Origin of the sequence: Gottfriedia sp. OAE603 (assembly GCF_040543965.1) — a bacterium.
Classification (GTDB): Bacteria; Bacillota; Bacilli; order Bacillales; family Bacillaceae_G; genus Gottfriedia; species Gottfriedia solisilvae.
In genome coordinates, this window is sequence record NZ_JBEUNN010000001.1 from 967591 (window position 1) to 986445 (window position 18855).

The following is an 18855-nucleotide window of genomic DNA, read 5'->3' on the forward strand; positions in this document are numbered from 1 at the left end:
TTCGTTGCTTCGCCTGCTTGCGGTGCTCATTACCGTCTAAGGTAACTCCGCTCCTCATCCGTCTTTGCTTCTCGAAAGACAAGCGTTTTCAATCAGTCTGAATCTCTTAGTGTAGGTATTTCTCTACAAACTGAAACTTTATAAGTTAATATGGTTTGAAGTTTGAAAGTTCATAAAATAGATGTATTAAATTTTCCATGCCTTTTTCTTTAATTTCAACTTCATCAAACACCATTGGTTTCGAATTGATTTCAAAAATATAATAATGACCATTATGAAGTCCAATATCCATAGAGAATTCATAGAAATGACCTTGTTGCTGGTTTAGCGCTTCTCCAGTGAGTTGAGCAATCTTTTGAAGTAATTGTTCATTTAATTGAATAGGAAGCTCTTCAAGGGGGATGATGCTTCCACCTCTAGGGACATGGGTAGTAATTCCACCAGGTGTGCCAACTCTTACCCCAATACCAGAAATGATAAATTGTTTGTCTTTTTTATGAACTAGGATTCTTAAATCAAATTTCCTACCATCAGGCAATTTGCTATTAATCCCTTGCTGACATATATAGGGCTCCCTTATAGAGGTTAGAAATTTCCAACAATCTTTTAGCTCTTTGATCAGTTCAACGTGAAATGCATTTCTGATACTCACTGTATTATCTTTTAATAATGAAATTTTAAATACGCCCAATCCTTTTGCGGAATGGTGCTTTTTAATGTAGATGCAATTCCATTTATTTAAGTATATGCGAAGGTCTTCTTCCGTTTTTAAATCAATCGTTTCAGGTATATATTTTGATAAAAACTTATCAGATGAGAGGAGTGACATTGTTCCGATTTTAGATAAATAGGATTCATTGAAAAAAGGAATATTAAGCTCTGATAATTTGTTCCGAAATTGTTTGTATTGTTCATTGGATTCATATAGAACGGATGGTATGCGATTATAAATGACATCTGGCAAAGGTGAAAATAATTCAAGCCATTTTTTTGTTTGAAAACAAAATGTATAACATTTAAGGGAGGTCCCAGAAAATGCAGATGGTGTAAAGATAACTGGGATGCCACCTTCGTTCATAATTTTTTTGCAAATTCTTTTAAAGGTTTTAATATTGCCACTAAATGGGAAACGATCTTCATTTGTTAAAATACCAATAATTGGGCCAAAGTGTTGCTGATTTTTTTTAACTTGAAATGTTATGGTGCTTTTGCCTTGATCTTGAATTGAAATGTGGTTAATTAATAAGCGATTATGACCGAGCGTAACCTTAGGGCGATCAATTTCATTATGGGACCATGTATTTGATTCAAGATTATAAAAAACTGAAGTCATTTTATCGTAACCTTGGACTTAGTGCTTTGTTTAGACAAATGCGTTGCATATTCCAAAAATAACTTTTTAATCGTTTTGTCATGTTCTCGGAAATGTGGATTCGTAAAGATTGAACGCCCAGGTTTAGAGTTCGCTTCAAATAACCACACTGTTTCGTTTTTATCAACACCTAAATCAAACCCAATTTCTCCTATATGGCCTTCTAATTGTTTGTCTAACACTTCGCTAATTCTGAGTGCAGCTAAAGATAATTTATCATGTATTCTTTTTGCTTTATCGCTTTCAAATATTTCATCAAGTGTTTTAACACGTCCGCCATTATTTAAATGCGTCGTTGTACTTCCTTTACCAGCTACCTTTGCAGCTATGACAGTTACGTGCCATTTGCCTTGAGCATCTTTATTTGTATGAACTCGGAAATCAACTGGTTGATGTTCATAACGAATTAAAGAAATACCTTGTTGGACGATAAAATCATGTAGTTTGGTTTTTCTAAATACACGATTAATCAATACATTAAGCGATGAGAATTTTTGAAGTTTATTTACTCCGTCTTCTCTATAGCGGCAATAATAAATATCTTCCTCGCGGTGGTAACGGATGACAATAACCTTTGATCCTAAACTACCATTTTCAGGCTTTATATAGACGAATTGATGCTGAGAGAGTAATTGCTCAATTGTATCTAAATTATTAAACTTTTCCGTTACTGGGAGATAATGTTTCACTGATATTTCGTTTTTCAACTTAACATACAAATCCCACTTGTTGAAAAAACCGGGATTAAACCAAGGAATTTTATACTCAGTTTCAAGTCGATTGCGAACTTTCTTAATTAATTTATGTTCCTCAATTTTTCGATTTGGTAGACGATTGTAAATTACAGTTGGAAATGGGACAACTTCTTTAACCCATCTTTTTTCTGTGAAAAAGTAGCCTTGAATTGTTTCAGTTTCCCAATCAATTCCATGCATTCCAAATATAAAAATAAAGCTGTTTTGCGAATTATTTTCTGCCATTAAGTTTGCGAACATAAAACTGCGATCACCAATCGGTCGAAGTAGTGATTCAGTAAAGCCAGCTGTAAAAATCCCAATTAAAGGGCCTAATTGAAGTGTATCTCCAATAATAATTGGTTCGATATTTCCTTCAAATGGAATACATAACATTTCTTTTAACTGTTCAGAGATTGAAATGACATCATGAAGTGTATTCATCGTGACGAGTTGACAAGGGTACTTTTTTTGACCAAATGCTATATATTCAATATTTCTAGTTGAAGTTAATGCTTCGGGTACACAGACTAAGTCTTTACTCTGTCGATGTGTAACGATTTTTACAACATCATTCATTATTTGATTTCACTTCTTTCATTTTTAGATTTAGATTGTAGATGGAGACAATATTGAATTGGTGCTGAATAAAGTTTATGTTGAATTGAAGGATCGGATTGAAGTAATACTTTTCTGCCTGGTTTGGAATTTATATCTAAAATCCATACAGCTTGATTAGAATCAATTCCTAAATCTAAGCCGATTTCAAATAGAGGAAGAAAGTTTTTCTCTAGTACAAGCGGTAATTGATTGCAGATTGTTTCAATATCCTCCTGCAATATTAATGCAGTTCTTTGGTTGAATTGCTTAATCCACTCATCAAATGGTTGAACATTACTTCCTCCACTCAAATTGGAAATAATTGAATTAGGCTGACCTACTCTAATACCTTTTCCTACTGTATCCCAATTCCCTTTTTCGTTCTTTTGTAAAAGTATTCGTAAGTCAAAAGCTTCATGTGATTTCGTTTTTAAATCCAAATAACTTTGATAAACATAACCTTTAGATTCAACGATTGGTTGTAACCATTCAAAAAATTCATCTCGAGTTTCATATACCGTCTCAATCACTTCTTTTTGCTTTTGAGTTGATACACTAATCGAATAGGCATTTAAAGTCACAAAATATATATTAATTCCTCTAGAACCATGAATTGGTTTAATCACTAATCTTCGAGATTTTCTTAACTCTTCAAAAAATACAGCTAGGTGTAACAATTTCTTCGTTTTAGGAATGTAAGGACTTAAGCTTTCATCAGTAGAAATGGCTTGATAAGTTTCCCACTTTCCAGGAAGACCGTAGCCTAAAAAAGTAATATCTTTACGTTTCTTTAGCCAATCTACTATTGGTTTTGCTTGCTTACTTTTTACATTAGGAGAATAAAAACAACGATCATATATAAAATTAGGAATTTCAAAAGATGTTTTCTCCCATTGTTCTGTTTCAGGGATATACTTCCAACCCACAATATCTTCAGTAGAAGGTTGGATGCTAAATGGTGTAAATTGTACAAATTCATATCCAAGTTTACTTGCTTCCTTTGCCATATACTGAACGTATTCACCTTCTTGCCTTTCTTTCAGAGATAAATATCCAATTCTCATCTTCTTCACTCCTTGTACTTATAAATATGATTGAACAAGCGAAAAAATAGCTTTTGTTGAAGGTCTTATTTTATGAAGTGGATCTACTAATTGTAAGTCCTTTGAAGGCTTAGAATTTAGTTCAATTACCCATGGGTTAAATTGTTCATCTATAGCAAGATCCACCCCAAACTCAGCAAATAATCCATCAAAGGATATATCTATGCATTTACAACATTCTATTGCTAATTCAGTAAGTAATTTTTTAAAGTGAATTCTCTCTTTTTTTGGCAAGTATTGACTTAGAAATTCATCTATTTTTTCAAGATCACCACCACGAGCTATATTGCTAACGAACTGTGTTGGATGGCCAATTCTTGCAACAGTAGAGGTTACTTCCCATTTGTTAAATTTATTTTTATGGCAAAGAAAGCGAAAATCAACGAGTCGATGATCTTTCAGAATTAAAGGCAAGCCTTCTTGAATGATATAAGTTCTTCTTTTTAATTGCGGTTTAATTGTTTGAAATAGTTGATGTATCGTATCAAATTGTTTTTCCTCATCTGCATTTTGACTATTTTGCAATAGATAATGTTCTTTTTCTTTTGTTACTTTAAAAATATTTCGCCCTTGGCTACCATGGATTGGCTTTATAAAAATGTTCTGATATTTTTGTGAAAATGTGTTTAATTGATCTTCAGAAATACATTCTTCTGTATATGGCACATAAGGTTTTAAATACGGTGATTCGATAAAGGACTTAAAAACTTCAAGTTTATTTAAAAATCGAGCATTAAAGAATGGTATATTTTGATTTGATAAAGCAGAACTCAATTGCTTAAACTCTTTAGAGCGTTCTAATTTTCTCGAATGGATTCTGTTGTGAATAATAGAAGGGGAATTTACTTCTGTTAAAAACCAGCCATTTTCATTCCGCTTATATCCAACTAATTCATTGCTAATAAGCCTTTGAAACGTAGTAACATAGAAATTCATTTCATGCTCTTCGCATAAATCAGTAAACTCTTCACAAAGGCTCGTGATGGTGCCAAGAGGTTGTATGGATTTTTCATTTACAGTATCTGTTACGATCACAAACGATTGTGGATTTGAATGTTTAGGAAAAGATTGCAATGATTCTCCTCCTTTCCAAAATTATTATCGTTGTATCATATGTGATATCCGCCTAGTTGGTGAATGTTTTTCTTTCAAGAATGAATTGAATTCTTTATGTAAAACAAGTCCATAAAATGAATATGTAGTAGAATCTTCTATTTTAGAGAGTCAATAAAAATGTAGTTACTAAGAAAAGAATAAATAGTTTTATACCTGAAAAACTGACATATAATAGAATGTTTGCTATAGTGTTAGATACAAAGTATAGGAGGTTAGAAATATGACAGTAAACATTCATGATATTGCATATTCACTACAAAATGCTCTAAATGAGCACCCAGATTTAAAAAACCTACAATCTTTATATGCACAAATATTAGCTGATCCAAATGCTAAGCCTTTATTTTCGGAGTTTCAAAACTTTCAAATGACAATGCAGCAAAAAATGATGCAAGGAGCACAAATTTCTCCAGAAGAAAGTGCACAAGCTCAAGCGCTTATGGCAAAGGTTTCACAAAATCCTTTAATATCAAATTTAATGCAAGCTGAACAAAGAATGAACTTAGTCATTCAAGATTTAAATAAAATTATCATGAAACCATTAGAAGATTTATATAGTAGTTTAAATCGATAATGTAGTAATAGACTCCATGACATTGGGGTCTTTTTTTTATGATAATTGGAAATAATAACAAACTACTATGTGTTCTAATTAATGTAAGCATGTCATATCTTTGAATATCGGTATTCTTGGTGAAATGGGGGAGAACTTAATGATTTATAAGTTACTTGCAATTAATATAGATGGGACATTATTACAATCAAATGGAAAGCTCACTAAAGAAACTAAGGAAGCAGTCGAATATGTTCAAGACAAAGGTATATATGTAACATTATTTACAAGCAGAAATTTCCAAGCAACAAAAAAAATAGCTAAAGCTTTGAAAATTCCTTCCTTATTAGTCTCTCACTCTGGTGCATTTATTTCTTCTAAACTTGACGAACCATTCTTTGAAAAGAGAATTGAAGAAGAAGAAGCTTATGATATCGTTAAGAAATTAGAAAAATATGATTGTAATATACGTTTGTCTCACGAACATTTTTCGATCGGAAATAGAAAAAAATTGCAGTCTAATTTAGTGGCAAAAGCAGTTTTAAATAACGCAGACCCTGTTTTTTATCCAATTCAATTCGTTGAATCTCTCTCAGATAGTATTCTAGAGAATTCAATTTCTCCATTAAAAATAGAATGTCATTTTTCAGATGAAGTAGAAAAAAATAAAGTTAAAAAAGAAATTAATCAAAAATATCCACATTTGGATTGTTTAAGTGATGAAGAGAAGAAAATTGAAATCGTTCGAAAAGGCATTTCAAAGTATTCTGGTTTAAAACGTTTAGGTGAACATCTAGGAGTATCCTATCATGAAATGGTTGTTATTGGTGACAATTACAGTGACTTACCACTAATTGAGCATGCTGGGTTAGGTGTTGCGATGTCTAATGCACCAGTAGAAATTAAAAAAGTGGCTGATTGGATTACACGTTCAAATGATCAAAATGGTGTACCATATATGATCAAAGAGCATTTTAGAAAACAATTCCCACTTCCATTCCTAAAATCACATTTGAAAATTGAAAAATAACATGTAGCCTGGTTTTCATTGAGATGTATTCATTGGAAACCAGGTTTTTTAATGACAAATTTTATTAATTGACCTGCATTGTCTTTAATTTTATACTTAAGTGATAAATTTACAAAGGTGATAAAACATGAAAATATATATTAGAGGACTAGACGATCATCGTTTCCAAAGACCCTTAGAATTACTATCTCAATTATTCTTTGAAGACTGTAATGTATCGTTAGATGAAATAGAAGATGCAGATTTAGAAATACAATTCTATTTAGATGAACAAAAAATGGCAGTATCAGGTGAATTAGGGAAAGATATTCAATCTAATACCACCTATGTAGAAGGAAAAGATGAAAAGGAATCTTTTAAATTTAAAAAGAAAGCCGTTAATTTCGTCTTTTTAACATTGCTGCAGGATCATACTAAAATAGAGCAAAAATGGGGAATTCTTACTGGAATTAGACCGACAAAACTTCTTCATACAAAATTAAAAAACGGCATGACAAAAGAAATGGCTCATAATGAATTACGAAATGATTATTTAATTCATGAAGAGAAAATTCAATTGATGCAGTCAATTGTCGACCGCCAACTTAAAGTTATACCTGATCTTTATAACCTAGAAAATGAGGTTAGTATATACATTGGGATTCCATATTGTCCTACGAAATGTGCTTACTGTACTTTTCCAGCTTATGCAATTCAAGGTAAACAAGGAGCGGTTGATTCATTCTTATATGGATTACATTATGAGATGGAAAAAGTCGGTGAATTCCTAAAAGAACGTGGTATTAATATTACGACGATCTATTATGGTGGAGGTACGCCAACGAGTATTACAGCGGAAGAAATGGATTTACTTTATGCTAAAATGCATGAATCTTTCCCAAATATGAAAAATGTACGTGAAATAACGGTTGAAGCTGGAAGACCTGATACGATTACACCTGAAAAACTTGATGTATTAAATAAATGGAATATTGACCGTATTAGTATTAATCCACAGTCTTATATTCAAGAAACATTAAAAGCAATTGGTCGACACCATACTGTTGATGAAACAATCACGAAATTCCATTTAGCAAGAGAAATGGGTATGAACAATATCAATATGGATTTAATCATCGGCTTACCAGGAGAAGGATTAAAAGAATTCCAATACACATTAGATGAGACTAAAGAATTGATGCCTGAGTCTTTAACTGTTCATACATTATCATTTAAGAGAGCATCAGAAATGACGCAAAACAAGCAAAAATACAAAGTTGCTGAACGTGAAGAAGTACAACAAATGATGAATGAAGCTACCGTTTGGACTGAAAAACATAACTATCATCCCTATTATTTATACCGTCAGAAAAATATATTAGGTAATCTAGAGAACATTGGTTATGCTGTAGATGGTCAGGAAAGCTTATACAATATATTAATTATGGAAGAAGAACAAACGATCATCGGATTAGGCTGTGGCGCATCAAGTAAGTTTGTTCATCCAGGTACACGTCAAATTACGCGATTTGCAAACGCGAAGGATCCAAAATCGTATAATGATGGTTATGAACATTATACAAATGCAAAAATTAAAATTTTAGACGAGTTATTTTCAAAAAAGTGATATAACAATTTAATAAAATAAAGGAGAATCCCCTTTCAATGTTTAATGTTAAAAATAAACATAAATATAAAGGGGATTTTTTTATGACAATTTCTAACACAACAGATCACATTTTATTAAAAAAAGAGGGTCGTGTAGCTACAATTGTTTTTAATCGACCTGAAGTATTAAATGCAATGAACGAAGAAACATTTAGACAGTTTAGAGACGCATTAGATGACATTAACAATTCAGAAGTAGACGTAGTTGTACTTTGTGGAAATGGCAAAGGCTTTTCATCAGGTGGAGATTTAAAATCGATGTTAAGTAATACTGATGAAAGTGCATTCTCACCTATTATGGATTTAATTTCAGAACTTGTTATTAAATTGTATACGTTACCAAAAATTGTGATTAGTGCAATACACGGACCAGCAGCTGGAATTGGATTAAGCTTAGCGTTAGCAAGTGACTATGTATTAGCACATGAATCTGGTGTATTAGCAATGAATTTTATTGGAATTGGACTAATCCCTGATGGTGGCGCACATTATTTCCTTGAAAAAAGAATAGGTGAATCAAAAGCAAAACAACTGATATGGGATGGCCAAAAACTAAATGCAACAAACGCTCTAGAATTAGGGTTAATTGATGAAGTCATTTCAGGAGACTTTGAACAAGAAATCAAAAATCGCGTAAATGGTATCTTACAAAAACCAGTAAGCGCCATGATCCAAACAAAGAAAATATATAACGAAAATAACCTAGACAAACTAACAAAAGTATTAGCAGCAGAAAAAAACGGGCAAGGCCTAATGAGAAAAACTACAGATCACAAAGAAGGCGTACAAGCCTTCCTACAAAAAAGAAAACCGGAATTTATTGGGAAGTAAGAAAAGCGGAGGCGACTGGTTAGCTCCAACAAGCAAGCTCCTTCACAACATAAGCAAATAGAAAAAAGCTGCGAAAAAATCATTCGCAGCTTTTTTTATGGGTGAAATAAAAGTAGTTTTCCAGTAGGGCTGATGCATCGGTGAGTTTTATCAAGTGCACCAAGGATAGCTAGTTTTTCTTCTCCAAATTTTTTCGCTTCTAGGTCAGTGTTAGCTTCAAATTGTTCGTCTACAATAGATTCTCCACTTTGCTCAAATGCAGTAATACGATAGAGTGCCATGATTTTTCCTCCTTGAAATTCTCTATAATTCTTATTTTGGCATAAAATGAAAAGAAGTGTAAAGTAATAATTTGAATAATTAGAAAGTTGTAAATTCAATTTAAGTAGATATCCTAACTATTTGTTACATTATGTCTTATTTTTTGTAGCAACATTGTTGGGATAAGTGAGTATTTTAACGTATAATAGTGTACGTGACATAACAAATACATAATACGAAATGGTTTTATTTGTTTTGAAAACTGAATTATTTTTCTTCATTTTATGTTTACAAATTTATTGATGTTGTAGAGGCTTTCTGAACTAGAAGAAAAATAGACTTGTTGGAGGTACATGATGGATAAAAAAGTATATGAATATGAAGTAGGAGAACGCTTCGTGGCGTTTTTGTTTTTAAAAGCTGTTACAAAAGGTGTAGCAAGTAATCAAAAATCATTTTTATCTTTGACATTACAGGATCAAAGTGGGGATATTGAAGCAAAACTTTGGGATATTTCTTCTGAACAAGAAGAAGCGTATGTAGAAGGTGCAGTTGTAAAAGTAGAAGGGGAGCTTCATGATTATAGAGGAAAGCTTCAATTAAAATTACGTCAAATTCGTCCTGCAAAGGATTCTGATGAAGTAAATCCTGAAGATTTTTTTGCAAGAGCTCCGGTCGCGAAAAATGAGCTATACGAAAAAATTACTTCTTATATTAATAATATGGAAAATGAAAAACTTAAAAAAATTACCGAATACTTAGTATTAAAGAATGAAGATGATTTTCTTGAGTTTCCAGCAGCAACAAAAAATCATCATGAATTTGTATCTGGTTTGGCTTATCACGTATATTGTATGTTGAAACTAGGCGAATCAATTGCAACTTTATATCCTTCAATTAATAAGGATTTATTATATGCCGGCATTATTTTACATGACTTAGGTAAAGTTCGTGAGTTATCTGGTCCTGTTTCAACAAAATACACAGTAGAAGGAAACTTACTTGGACATATTTCATTAATGGCAATTGAAATTGGAAATGCATCTATAGAACTTGGAATAGAAGGGGAAGAAATAACTGTTCTTCAACATCTTGTATTAAGTCATCATGGTAAATATGAGTATGGGAGCCCGAAACTACCACTAATTAAAGAGGCAGAAATCTTACATTATATTGATAATATTGATGCGAAAATGAATATGCTAGATCGTGCACTTGAGCGTGTAGAGCCAGGTGAATATACAGAACGCATTTTCCCACTTGAAAATCGTAGTTTCTACAAACCTAAGTTTTAAGTATTAGTGAGAGCCTTATAAAAAGGTTAAGCGTTTCACACTCTCAAAAAATCGCAGTTCTTATGTCTAAGAACTGTGATTTTTTTTTGAATTATCACTTAGTGGTGCACCTAGATTCCAAAAGAGAGTGAATTCCTAGAGATGAACTGATCAAATGGATAAACCGATTTCTACAAATAAAATACTAAAATATTCATACTTTTTCTGAAGTGACCATATAATGAAGCAAATGCTTGTCTACTAAGGAGGAAAAAATATGTTACTATTACCATTTTGGATGTATATCGTTATTTTAGGGATATTTGTGAGTGGGTTTATGGTGTTGTATACCTCTAAGCAAGACAGAGATGCAGATGAAGCCTTCATTGAAAAAGAGGGAGAAATTTATTTGCAAAGAATTAAAGAAGAAAGAGAAAGAAGAGAGCAATTATTAATTAGCTCTGAAGTTTCTTCAAATTAATAAAAAAACTGCCTAACTTAATTAGGCAGTTTTTTTTATGGATTATTTCTTATCTTGTTTTTCTAGGTCTTTATCTTCTAATTTGAAATCAGCATCTTTAAGTAGAGAATCTGAAAACGCTGAGAAGTTTTCTTGAGTTAATTTAGAAGCAGCAATCTTTTCGCGAGCTTCTTTTTCATTTACTTCTTTTTTATCAACTACTTTAATAATGTGGTAGCCAAATTGTGATTTTACTGGTTCACTAATTTCGCCAACTTTTAAGTTATATGCTGCTTCTTCAAATTCAGGTACCATCGCACCTTCGCCAAAGTAGCCTAAGTCTCCACCTTTATCTTTTGAACCAGTGTCAGTAGAATATTTTTTTGCAAGTGCAGCGAAATCTCCACCAGCATCTAATTCTTTTTTCACTTTTTTAGCAGTAGCTTCATCTTTTACTAAGATATGGCTTGCTTTAATTTCTGGTTTGTAATTTTCAATTTCCTTTTTAGTAACACTTTTTTGAGCAGCTTTTTCAGTTAATAAATCAATCTTTACTCGCTCTTTAAAAGCTTTTTCATCTTTAAAGCCATATTGAGTTAAGAATGCTTCAAACTGATCGCCATTTTGTGTTTTATACTCATTGAACTTTTTATCTACTTCTTTATCGCTTACTTTAAAGTTTTTACGTAGATAATTTTCAATAGCCATTTGTTTTAGCATTGCCAAGCCAGCTGTATCTTTCATTTTATTATATAAATCTTCTGTTGTAATGTTTCCTGAATTTGTTTTAGCAACTACGTCATCACCAATACTAGATGATCCACATGCTGCTAGTCCAAATACTGATGTTGCTAAAACTGCAGATACGATTAACTTTTTCATTTAAACATCTCCTAATAAATATTTAGCTTTATTTCTTCGTAAAAGAAAAATACCTAGCAAAGTATGTATACTACATTTCCAATACATATCTAACTTTCTAATAACTGGAAATAACTTCACTTAATATATCATATTTTCCTTCAATGTGACAAAGTTTATCCCAAAAAAAGAAGAAATTGGAACGTATTTATAAAAAAATTTTGTTAAAAAGAAGCTTGTTTATGCATGACCTCAAAAATAAAATAGGCTTTTGTTTAAAAAACAGCTTGCCAATCGTGACATTCGCACAGTCATTTGTAACTTTCGTTTATATATTATAAAGAGTTACTTTTAGGAGGTTGGAAAAATGGGAGCTAGTTCATCACATGAGTTTGTATTAATCGTAGTTTTATTTATCTTATTAATTATCATTGGGTGTTCTTGTCTATAAGTGGATCTCTATCTTTGAAATTAGAGGAATACTAGGACTGTTGCCCAGACCATTTTATGATGCACGCATAAGATAAGATATGTAGCTAAAGGAGGTGTATATGATGAGCACAGGATTCTATGGTGGGTTTGCTTTAATCGTCGTATTGTTCATCTTATTAATAATTGTTGGAGCAGCTTGCATATAATGTGTAAATAAGCAAAATATTCAACCGAAAGCTAAATGCTTTCGGTTGAGTTTATAATGAGATAAAGAAAAGATATACATAGAACAAAGAATTGGATGTCTAAATAATGGATGGTAATATGATGATTTTTAGAGGGGAATTTTTGTGAATCGTTGAACAAAGTGGGCTAAAAACAAAAAGCGGTAGGATATAGTATCTTTGACCCGCTTCTTTTTGGTTGAGCAATCGTCAAATCCTTAACTGGTTAGGTTTGTTATCGCTCGAATATAGAAAGGATACGCTTTCATGAAAAGATTCGTGATTTAAGGTTTCTTAATCAGACGATTATCTTCTTCAATAAACTCTTTATCAATATTATCTAAAGTTGTTTCGAATATATCGATGAAATCTTTACCATAGATATTTCTTAAAATAGCCATGATTTCCATATTCTCAGGGAATTTACCATAAAACTCTTTTAATGGCAAAGTACCTTGAAAAACAGAGTTTGTTTCTGGATCGAATTCTTCTAATATATCTAATAACATGTTTTTGCCTTTTTCAGTTAACTCAATATAAGTATTTCGCTTATCTTCAACTTTTTTAGAAAATACTAATAAACCACGTTCTTCTAGCTTTTTAGAGAAATTAAAAGCAGTTGATACGTGCATTACACCAAATTTAGCAATTTCAGAAATTGAGGCACCCTTTAAATGGAAGGCGATCATTAAAATATGATGTTCATTGATATTTAAATCATAGGGTTTAATCCATTGTTGCCAGTCTTTTTCAACTGACTTCCATAATGCTTTCGAAATTTGGGCAATTCTTTGACTAAAAATCAAAGCTTCTTTCATTGTGTACATCTTTTGTTCAGTTTTCATCAATTCACCTTCTTTTCTATTTAACTATCTATTTATTATTATGCCAATAATATCTGAATAAATAAAGAACTTTTAGTTAGAATTTTTAAAAATTTTCACAAAGTAGTTGATAAAATTCTACAATTTTATATTATAATGGAATGTTATAGGTGGAAAAAGATATGCTTAAATAATGTTGAGCGAATCTTAAATAGGAAATAATAATAAATTTACTAAATTGATATATAGTAAATATAAACTATATAACTCAAAAAAAATAGTGTAAATGAAACGAAATTTGGAATATCCATGAAATGGAAAATAAAAAACAGGAGATCTGAGATCTCCTGTTTTTTTATTTAATAATCGTCGTAATTTATTATTGTTTAATAATATTATTTTCGATAGATTTTGCAATTTCTTGAAGTAGTTCGTTTGTGTATTTTTCCGAATTGGTCTGCCATTTTACATCGAATCCATCATTTTTTCCATATCGTGGTAAAATATGCATATGATAATGAAATACAGTTTGACCTGAAACTTCACCACTATTATTTAATATATTTACACCATCGACATCAAATGCATTTTTTATTGCGTTTGCAATAAGAGGCACTTTACTAAAATATGTAGCTGCAGTTTCTTCACTCATTGAAAATATATTATCTACGTGTTCCTTTGGAATAACTAAAGTGTGTCCTTTTGTAACCTGGCTTAAGTCTAGAAAAGCCATAATATTGTCATCTTCATAAACTTTTGAAGATGGAATTGAACCTTCTGCAATTTTACAAAATATACAATTAGAATCATGTGCCATTGTAAACATACATCCTTTACATTTTTTTCCTATTCTAACATAAAATCCATTTTTACTGATAACAGAAAATAAAACAAGAAGCAACTAAAAGTTGCTTCTTGCTGAAGGAGAAAGATATTATTTGTTAAATTGTTAAGTTAAATTGTCTTTAACTGACACCTCATTTGCTATAATGTTCAATTAATTTGTACACCTTATATTAAAAATATATGCTCTGCTCGAGACACCTCATTTACGAGTTGGTATACTAATGACCTTTGTGTTTAATTATATTGTTCAAGCGCACCATCCCCTTAGATGTTTTCACTGCTGTTTATACAACGATGTTTTTATCTTTCGGAGATACCTCATTTCACTTTAAACAGTTATCTTACAATGGTTTGAACGCAAACTTGATTTGACTCTTTAACAAACACCTCATCTCAAAGTGGTTAAAAACCGGAAAAGAGAGTGTTTCTTTCCCTTCAAGAATTATAATACCCTTTAGCAGAAATAGTATTCAAAAAAAGAAGGATTTTTTTTTGGAGGAAGATAAATATGATATTAAGGAAGTTAAAGTTAATATTTGTTACAATAAATCTGAAAGTACTTTCGAAAGGATTTGTAGATAATGACTTTATTACATGTACAAGATGTATCAGGTGGATATACAAGACAGCCTGTTATTAAAGATGTTTCATTTACGATAGAAAAACACGAGCTCGTTGGGTTAATTGGTTTAAATGGAGCTGGTAAAAGTACAACAATTAAACACATTTTAGGACTATTAAAGCCATTAAAAGGAGAAATCCTAATTAACGGAAGAAATTTTGATGCTGATCCGACTGTTTACCGTTCGAGCTTATCTTATGTACCAGAATCACCCATGATTTATGATGAGCTTACTTTACAAGAACATCTAGAAATGACAGCACTTGCATATAACATTCCAGAAAAAGATTTTAAACAACGAAGTGAAGAATTATTGAAAACATTTCGTCTTTATGAAAAAAGAAATTATTTTCCATCTACTTTTTCAAAAGGTATGAAGCAAAAAGTTATGATTATTTGTTCACTAATCGTACAACCAGAGCTATACATAATTGACGAGCCTTTTCTTGGGTTAGATCCAATCGCTATAAACGATCTTTTAGAAATACTTAAGGTGGAAAAAGAAAAAGGTGCCGGCATATTAATGTCGACGCATATATTATCAACTGCGCAAATCTATTGTGATTCCTTCATAATATTACACGAAGGCGTAATCATTGCTAAAGGTACATTAAACGAGCTTCAGGAACAATATAACATGCCAAATGCGGCATTGGATGAAATTTATATCTTTGCTACTAAGGAAAAAAGAATATGAGAACGGTCAAGCAATTATGGTCCAATAGATATAAAAGCTATTTAAAAGAAATTAGTAAGTATGGACGTTATATCTTTAATGATCATATTAAATTTGTTCTTGTTTTTGGATTCGGTGGGGGAGCATATTACTATCAACAACTATTGAAAACAATCTCATCAGATTTTCCAGCTGTATTATTTATTTCAATTGTTTTTGCTTTACTAGTATCTTCTGGGCAAATCACTACATATTTTAAAGGACCAGACTTATACTATTTGTTGCCTTTAGAAAAAAGAATGAAAGGATATTTTATTAGATCCTATTTCATAACTTTTTTAGTGCAAGCTTATTTGCTTTTAATGTTTTTGGGTGTTATTTATCCAATTTATAAGAAGTTTATGTTAGGGGAAACAACAAGTTTTATTGTTTTCGTTATCATTATTTTCTTACTGAAGGCATACCATTTATTTGTGTCATTTCTACATACATCTAATAAAGGAATTTTAAATCGAGGTCTTGACTATTGTGTAAGAGCAATCGGTTCATTTTTCTTTATCTATGCTTTATTAAGCAAATGGAATATTTTCCTATTATTCATTCCGATTATTTGTTTAGCGGTTTATGCAATATTAATTCAAACTATTAGTCAGAATAAAAGGGTACAGTGGGAAAGAAATGTTAAACTTGATACTTCTCGTTTAGCGAGTTTTTATCGTTTTGCGAATTTGTTTACAGACGTGCCTTCTATTCAGCAACAAGTAAAACGTCGTAGATGGGCTGATCCAATAATAAATAAAATAAAAACAAAGAATGCAGCTGATTATTTATTAGTAAGAACTTTTATAAGAAATGGAAATTATTTAAGCATGTTTATTAGACAATTATTTGTCGGTGCTTTTGTTATCTATCTCGTTCCTACAGTTATTGGGAAATTAATAATCGGCGTTTTATTTTTATATATGATTGGGATTCAAAATATGGCGATTTTAAAACAATATAATTATCATATGTTATGGAAAATATATCCTTATACAAATGAAGAAAATAAAAAATCCATTTCAACTCTTTTGTATATACTACTGGTAATATGTAGTGTAGTTTTTAGTGTAATTGCATTGGTTAAGGGAATGATAGCATTAAATTTTCTTTTGATGATCTTCATTTATATGGTGTTTTCAGTTTGGTTTATAAAATTTTATGTGTCAAAAAGGTTGAGCCAATCACAAAAATTGTAAAGGGTGAACCAAATGGATTCTTATGAACTGCGAATTCAATACGAGTTATCAAGATGGAAGCAAAAAATTTTAACTGATTCAAACGTATTTAAAACGTCTGCTAAGAAAATACAATTAAAGATCCAATCGTTACTTCCAGAGCAAATTCAAGATTTACTAACTCAATCAATTAAAAACATGATGACATTATTTATCGGTGGATCGTCTGTTTTTAGTGGTGGTAGTGAAGAGTATGATGCTTTATCACTAAGGGAACGTGATGAAATTTTAGATAAAAAATTGAATGAGTATAAGAAAATTTCTGCAGTAGAAGGTGCAGGAACTGGTGCAGGAGGTATCTTATTAGGACTTGCTGATTTTCCTTTATTAATGGGAATTAAAATTCGCTTTTTAGTTGAAGCAGCAAAAATTTATGGTTATGCACCAAAAGATGAAGTTGAACGTCAATTTATGTTGTACATATTTCAATTAGCATTTTCAAGTGACGAACATCGAAAAAAGACTTTACAAGTGATTGAAAATTGGGAGGATCAACTAGATCAAAATCCACAAATTAATTGGGAACATTTACAACAGGAATATAGAGATCACATAGATTTAGCAAAGTTACTACAATTAGTACCTGTTATAGGTGCACCTGTAGGAGCGTATGTAAATTACCAACTTCTTGAACAATTAGGAGAAACAGCAAAAAACGCATATAGACTTAGACACTTAAAGAAAAAAGGAGAACTTTTAAATTAAAGTTCTCCTTTTTCTTATTTCTGTTCAACTAATTTATGAGAACTCATTAATGACTTTAAAGATACTGATCCAAGCGTTTTTGCAGCAATTAACATTGCTCTTTCGTCAAAATCGAATTTTGGGTGATGATGCGGGTAAGTTTCCAATGTGTTTGGAGATTTCGCTCCAGTGAAAAAGAATGTTCCTGGAACCTTTTGAAGATAATATGCAAAATCTTCTCCGCCCATTTTTGGATCCATTTCTTTAACATGTGTAACCTCATCGATAGAAGCAGCGACTTGCACCAATAATTCTGTTTCTTTTTCATGGTTTACGACAGGAGGATAGCCATCATCGTATTTAAATTCATAAGTTACGTCATTTGCAAAACAGATTCCTTTAATGATTCGATCCATTTGCTCCTTAACTTTTACTTGCGTTTCTTTCTTAAACGTTCTCACTGTTCCAATTAAAGTTGCTCGATCTGCAATTACATTAAATGCATTCTTAGCTTCGAAGCTTCCAATAGATAGTACAGCTGTATCAATTGGATTTGTTTCACGGCTTACGATTTGCTGAAGAGCCATAACTAACTGACTCGCAATTACAATACTATCTTTCGTACGGTGAGGTTCAGCTCCATGACCACCTTGACCTTGGATCGTAATTGAAAAACGATCTGCCGCCGCCATTATTGGACCACTTCGGTATCCAATCGTACCTAAATCTTCAATTGCCCATAAGTGAGTTCCATATATTTCATCTACTCCATTTAGACAACCATCGGCAATCATTGAGACTGCTCCTCCTGGTGCATATTCTTCTGCATGTTGATGAATCAACACAATTTTTCCATTCCAATGTTCTTTTAGTTCATTCAAAGCCTTTGCTAAATACAATAATGTTGCAGTATGACCGTCATGACCACATGCGTGCATAACTCCAGGAACTTTAGACGCATATGGTACATTTTTTTCATCTTGTATTGGTAATGCATCAAAGTCAGCTCTTAGTGCAATTGTTTTACCAGGATTGCGCCCATGAATTGTAGCAACAACGCCATTTCCACCAACATTAGATTGATATGTAATACCTAATTGCTTATAAAAGTTTTGAATGAATTTGGCAGTTTCGTATTCTTTAAATGAAAGCTCGGGATGCTCATGTAGGTATCTCCGTGTGGAAACCATTTCTGGAAAATATGATTCTAATAATGTAAATAAATCAGACATTCTTTCATTCCTCCTACTATGTATCTATCTTTACCTATTCAAGAAATATATCGGTAATCCTCTAAAAAAATGCTAACGAATATATTGACGAAAAATGTATTTCCAAGGAAATAAGTAGCGAAAAAAAGAAATTAGTGACTAATCAATGGGAAAAAATGGATATACTATGATGGAAATGGTATGAGAAATGTAGGTG

General features: G+C 31.6%; 20 protein-coding genes. 11 read left to right on the top strand and 9 right to left on the bottom strand.

All coding sequences use genetic code 11. The features are described from left to right. Positions 1-145: 145 nt before the first annotated feature. Genes ABID96_RS04865 through ABID96_RS04880 form a run of 4 tightly spaced genes read right to left on the bottom strand, consistent with a single transcriptional unit; the run spans position 146 to position 4883 of the window. Entirely contained in the window at positions 146-1333 is a 1188-nt protein-coding gene (locus ABID96_RS04865) for a YheC/YheD family endospore coat-associated protein (RefSeq protein ID WP_192601070.1), read from the bottom strand. Then, a complete protein-coding gene (locus ABID96_RS04870; protein WP_192601071.1) occupies positions 1330-2685 on the bottom strand; it encodes a YheC/YheD family endospore coat-associated protein in 1356 nt (451 codons plus the stop codon). The genes ABID96_RS04865 and ABID96_RS04870 overlap by 4 nt, the downstream gene beginning before the upstream one ends. Next, the gene (locus tag ABID96_RS04875; protein ID WP_192601072.1) at positions 2685-3770 is read right to left on the bottom strand and encodes a YheC/YheD family endospore coat-associated protein; all 1086 of its coding nucleotides are present in this window, start codon (positions 3768-3770) and stop codon (positions 2685-2687) included. The genes ABID96_RS04870 and ABID96_RS04875 overlap by 1 nt, the downstream gene beginning before the upstream one ends. Positions 3771-3788: 18 nt before the next feature. Beyond that, on the bottom strand, positions 3789-4883 hold the full coding sequence (locus ABID96_RS04880; protein WP_192601073.1) for a YheC/YheD family endospore coat-associated protein: 1095 nt from the start codon (positions 4881-4883) through the stop codon (positions 3789-3791). Between the two features lie 262 nt (positions 4884-5145). Here ABID96_RS04880 and ABID96_RS04885 point away from each other — a divergent pair, with 262 nt between their 5' ends. The 4 genes from ABID96_RS04885 (at position 5146) to ABID96_RS04900 (ending at position 8986) form a co-directional block, all read left to right on the top strand. Next, a complete protein-coding gene (locus ABID96_RS04885; protein WP_192601074.1) occupies positions 5146-5499 on the top strand; it encodes a YlbF/YmcA family competence regulator in 354 nt (117 codons plus the stop codon). A gap of 139 nt (positions 5500-5638) precedes the next feature. After that, a complete protein-coding gene (locus tag ABID96_RS04890; RefSeq protein ID WP_192601075.1) occupies positions 5639-6508 on the top strand; it encodes a Cof-type HAD-IIB family hydrolase in 870 nt (289 codons plus the stop codon). Between the two features lie 127 nt (positions 6509-6635). Next, a complete protein-coding gene (locus ABID96_RS04895; protein ID WP_192601076.1) occupies positions 6636-8114 on the top strand; it encodes a coproporphyrinogen III oxidase in 1479 nt (492 codons plus the stop codon). An 83-nt stretch (positions 8115-8197) separates the two neighbouring features. Continuing rightward, entirely contained in the window at positions 8198-8986 is a 789-nt protein-coding gene (locus ABID96_RS04900) for an enoyl-CoA hydratase (RefSeq protein ID WP_192601077.1), read from the top strand. A 95-nt stretch (positions 8987-9081) separates the two neighbouring features. Here the strand turns inward: ABID96_RS04900 and ABID96_RS04905 are convergent, their stop codons facing one another. Then, on the bottom strand, positions 9082-9267 hold the full coding sequence (locus tag ABID96_RS04905) for a YhzD family protein (protein WP_087999909.1): 186 nt from the start codon (positions 9265-9267) through the stop codon (positions 9082-9084). A gap of 336 nt (positions 9268-9603) precedes the next feature. On the opposite strand from ABID96_RS04905, the gene yhaM reads away from it, so the two are divergent. Beyond that, positions 9604-10542 (top strand): 3'-5' exoribonuclease YhaM, encoded by a 939-nt coding sequence (yhaM, locus tag ABID96_RS04910; protein WP_192601078.1) that lies wholly within the window; start codon positions 9604-9606, stop codon positions 10540-10542. Positions 10543-10798: 256 nt separating this feature from the next. Then, the gene (locus ABID96_RS04915; protein ID WP_087999911.1) at positions 10799-11002 is read left to right on the top strand and encodes a sporulation YhaL family protein; all 204 of its coding nucleotides are present in this window, start codon (positions 10799-10801) and stop codon (positions 11000-11002) included. A 42-nt stretch (positions 11003-11044) separates the two neighbouring features. Here ABID96_RS04915 and ABID96_RS04920 read toward each other — a convergent pair whose 3' ends face one another. Next, the gene (locus tag ABID96_RS04920; RefSeq protein ID WP_192601079.1) at positions 11045-11863 is read right to left on the bottom strand and encodes a peptidylprolyl isomerase; all 819 of its coding nucleotides are present in this window, start codon (positions 11861-11863) and stop codon (positions 11045-11047) included. A 346-nt stretch (positions 11864-12209) separates the two neighbouring features. Here ABID96_RS04920 and ABID96_RS04925 point away from each other — a divergent pair, with 346 nt between their 5' ends. Further along, complete coding sequence (locus ABID96_RS04925; protein ID WP_087999913.1) at positions 12210-12293, top strand: YjcZ family sporulation protein; 84 nt, start codon at positions 12210-12212, stop codon at positions 12291-12293. A gap of 103 nt (positions 12294-12396) precedes the next feature. Continuing rightward, the gene (locus ABID96_RS04930) at positions 12397-12480 is read left to right on the top strand and encodes a YjcZ family sporulation protein (protein WP_142283097.1); all 84 of its coding nucleotides are present in this window, start codon (positions 12397-12399) and stop codon (positions 12478-12480) included. Between the two features lie 302 nt (positions 12481-12782). On the opposite strand, the gene ABID96_RS04935 is transcribed toward ABID96_RS04930, so the two are convergent. Both ABID96_RS04935 and ABID96_RS04940 read right to left on the bottom strand, forming a co-directional pair. Further along, a complete protein-coding gene (locus ABID96_RS04935; protein ID WP_087999915.1) occupies positions 12783-13343 on the bottom strand; it encodes an HTH-type transcriptional regulator Hpr in 561 nt (186 codons plus the stop codon). Positions 13344-13701: 358 nt separating this feature from the next. Beyond that, a complete protein-coding gene (locus tag ABID96_RS04940; protein ID WP_192601080.1) occupies positions 13702-14139 on the bottom strand; it encodes an HIT family protein in 438 nt (145 codons plus the stop codon). Positions 14140-14746: 607 nt separating this feature from the next. On the opposite strand from ABID96_RS04940, the gene ABID96_RS04945 reads away from it, so the two are divergent. The 3 genes from ABID96_RS04945 to ABID96_RS04955 are packed head-to-tail and all read left to right on the top strand — an operon-like array spanning position 14747 to position 17448. Beyond that, positions 14747-15487: an ABC transporter ATP-binding protein gene (locus ABID96_RS04945; protein WP_192602017.1), complete on the top strand. Its 741-nt coding sequence runs from the start codon at positions 14747-14749 to the stop codon at positions 15485-15487. Further along, positions 15484-16704 (top strand): ABC transporter permease, encoded by a 1221-nt coding sequence (locus ABID96_RS04950; protein ID WP_192601081.1) that lies wholly within the window; start codon positions 15484-15486, stop codon positions 16702-16704. Before ABID96_RS04945 ends, ABID96_RS04950 begins: the two co-directional genes overlap by 4 nt. A gap of 12 nt (positions 16705-16716) precedes the next feature. Next, a complete protein-coding gene (locus ABID96_RS04955) occupies positions 16717-17448 on the top strand; it encodes an EcsC family protein (RefSeq protein WP_192601082.1) in 732 nt (243 codons plus the stop codon). A 14-nt stretch (positions 17449-17462) separates the two neighbouring features. Here ABID96_RS04955 and ABID96_RS04960 read toward each other — a convergent pair whose 3' ends face one another. Next, positions 17463-18659 carry a M20 family metallopeptidase gene (locus ABID96_RS04960; protein ID WP_192601083.1) on the bottom strand — a complete coding sequence of 399 codons (1197 nt, stop codon included), beginning with the start codon at positions 18657-18659 and terminating at the stop codon, positions 17463-17465. Positions 18660-18855: the final 196 nt, after the last annotated feature.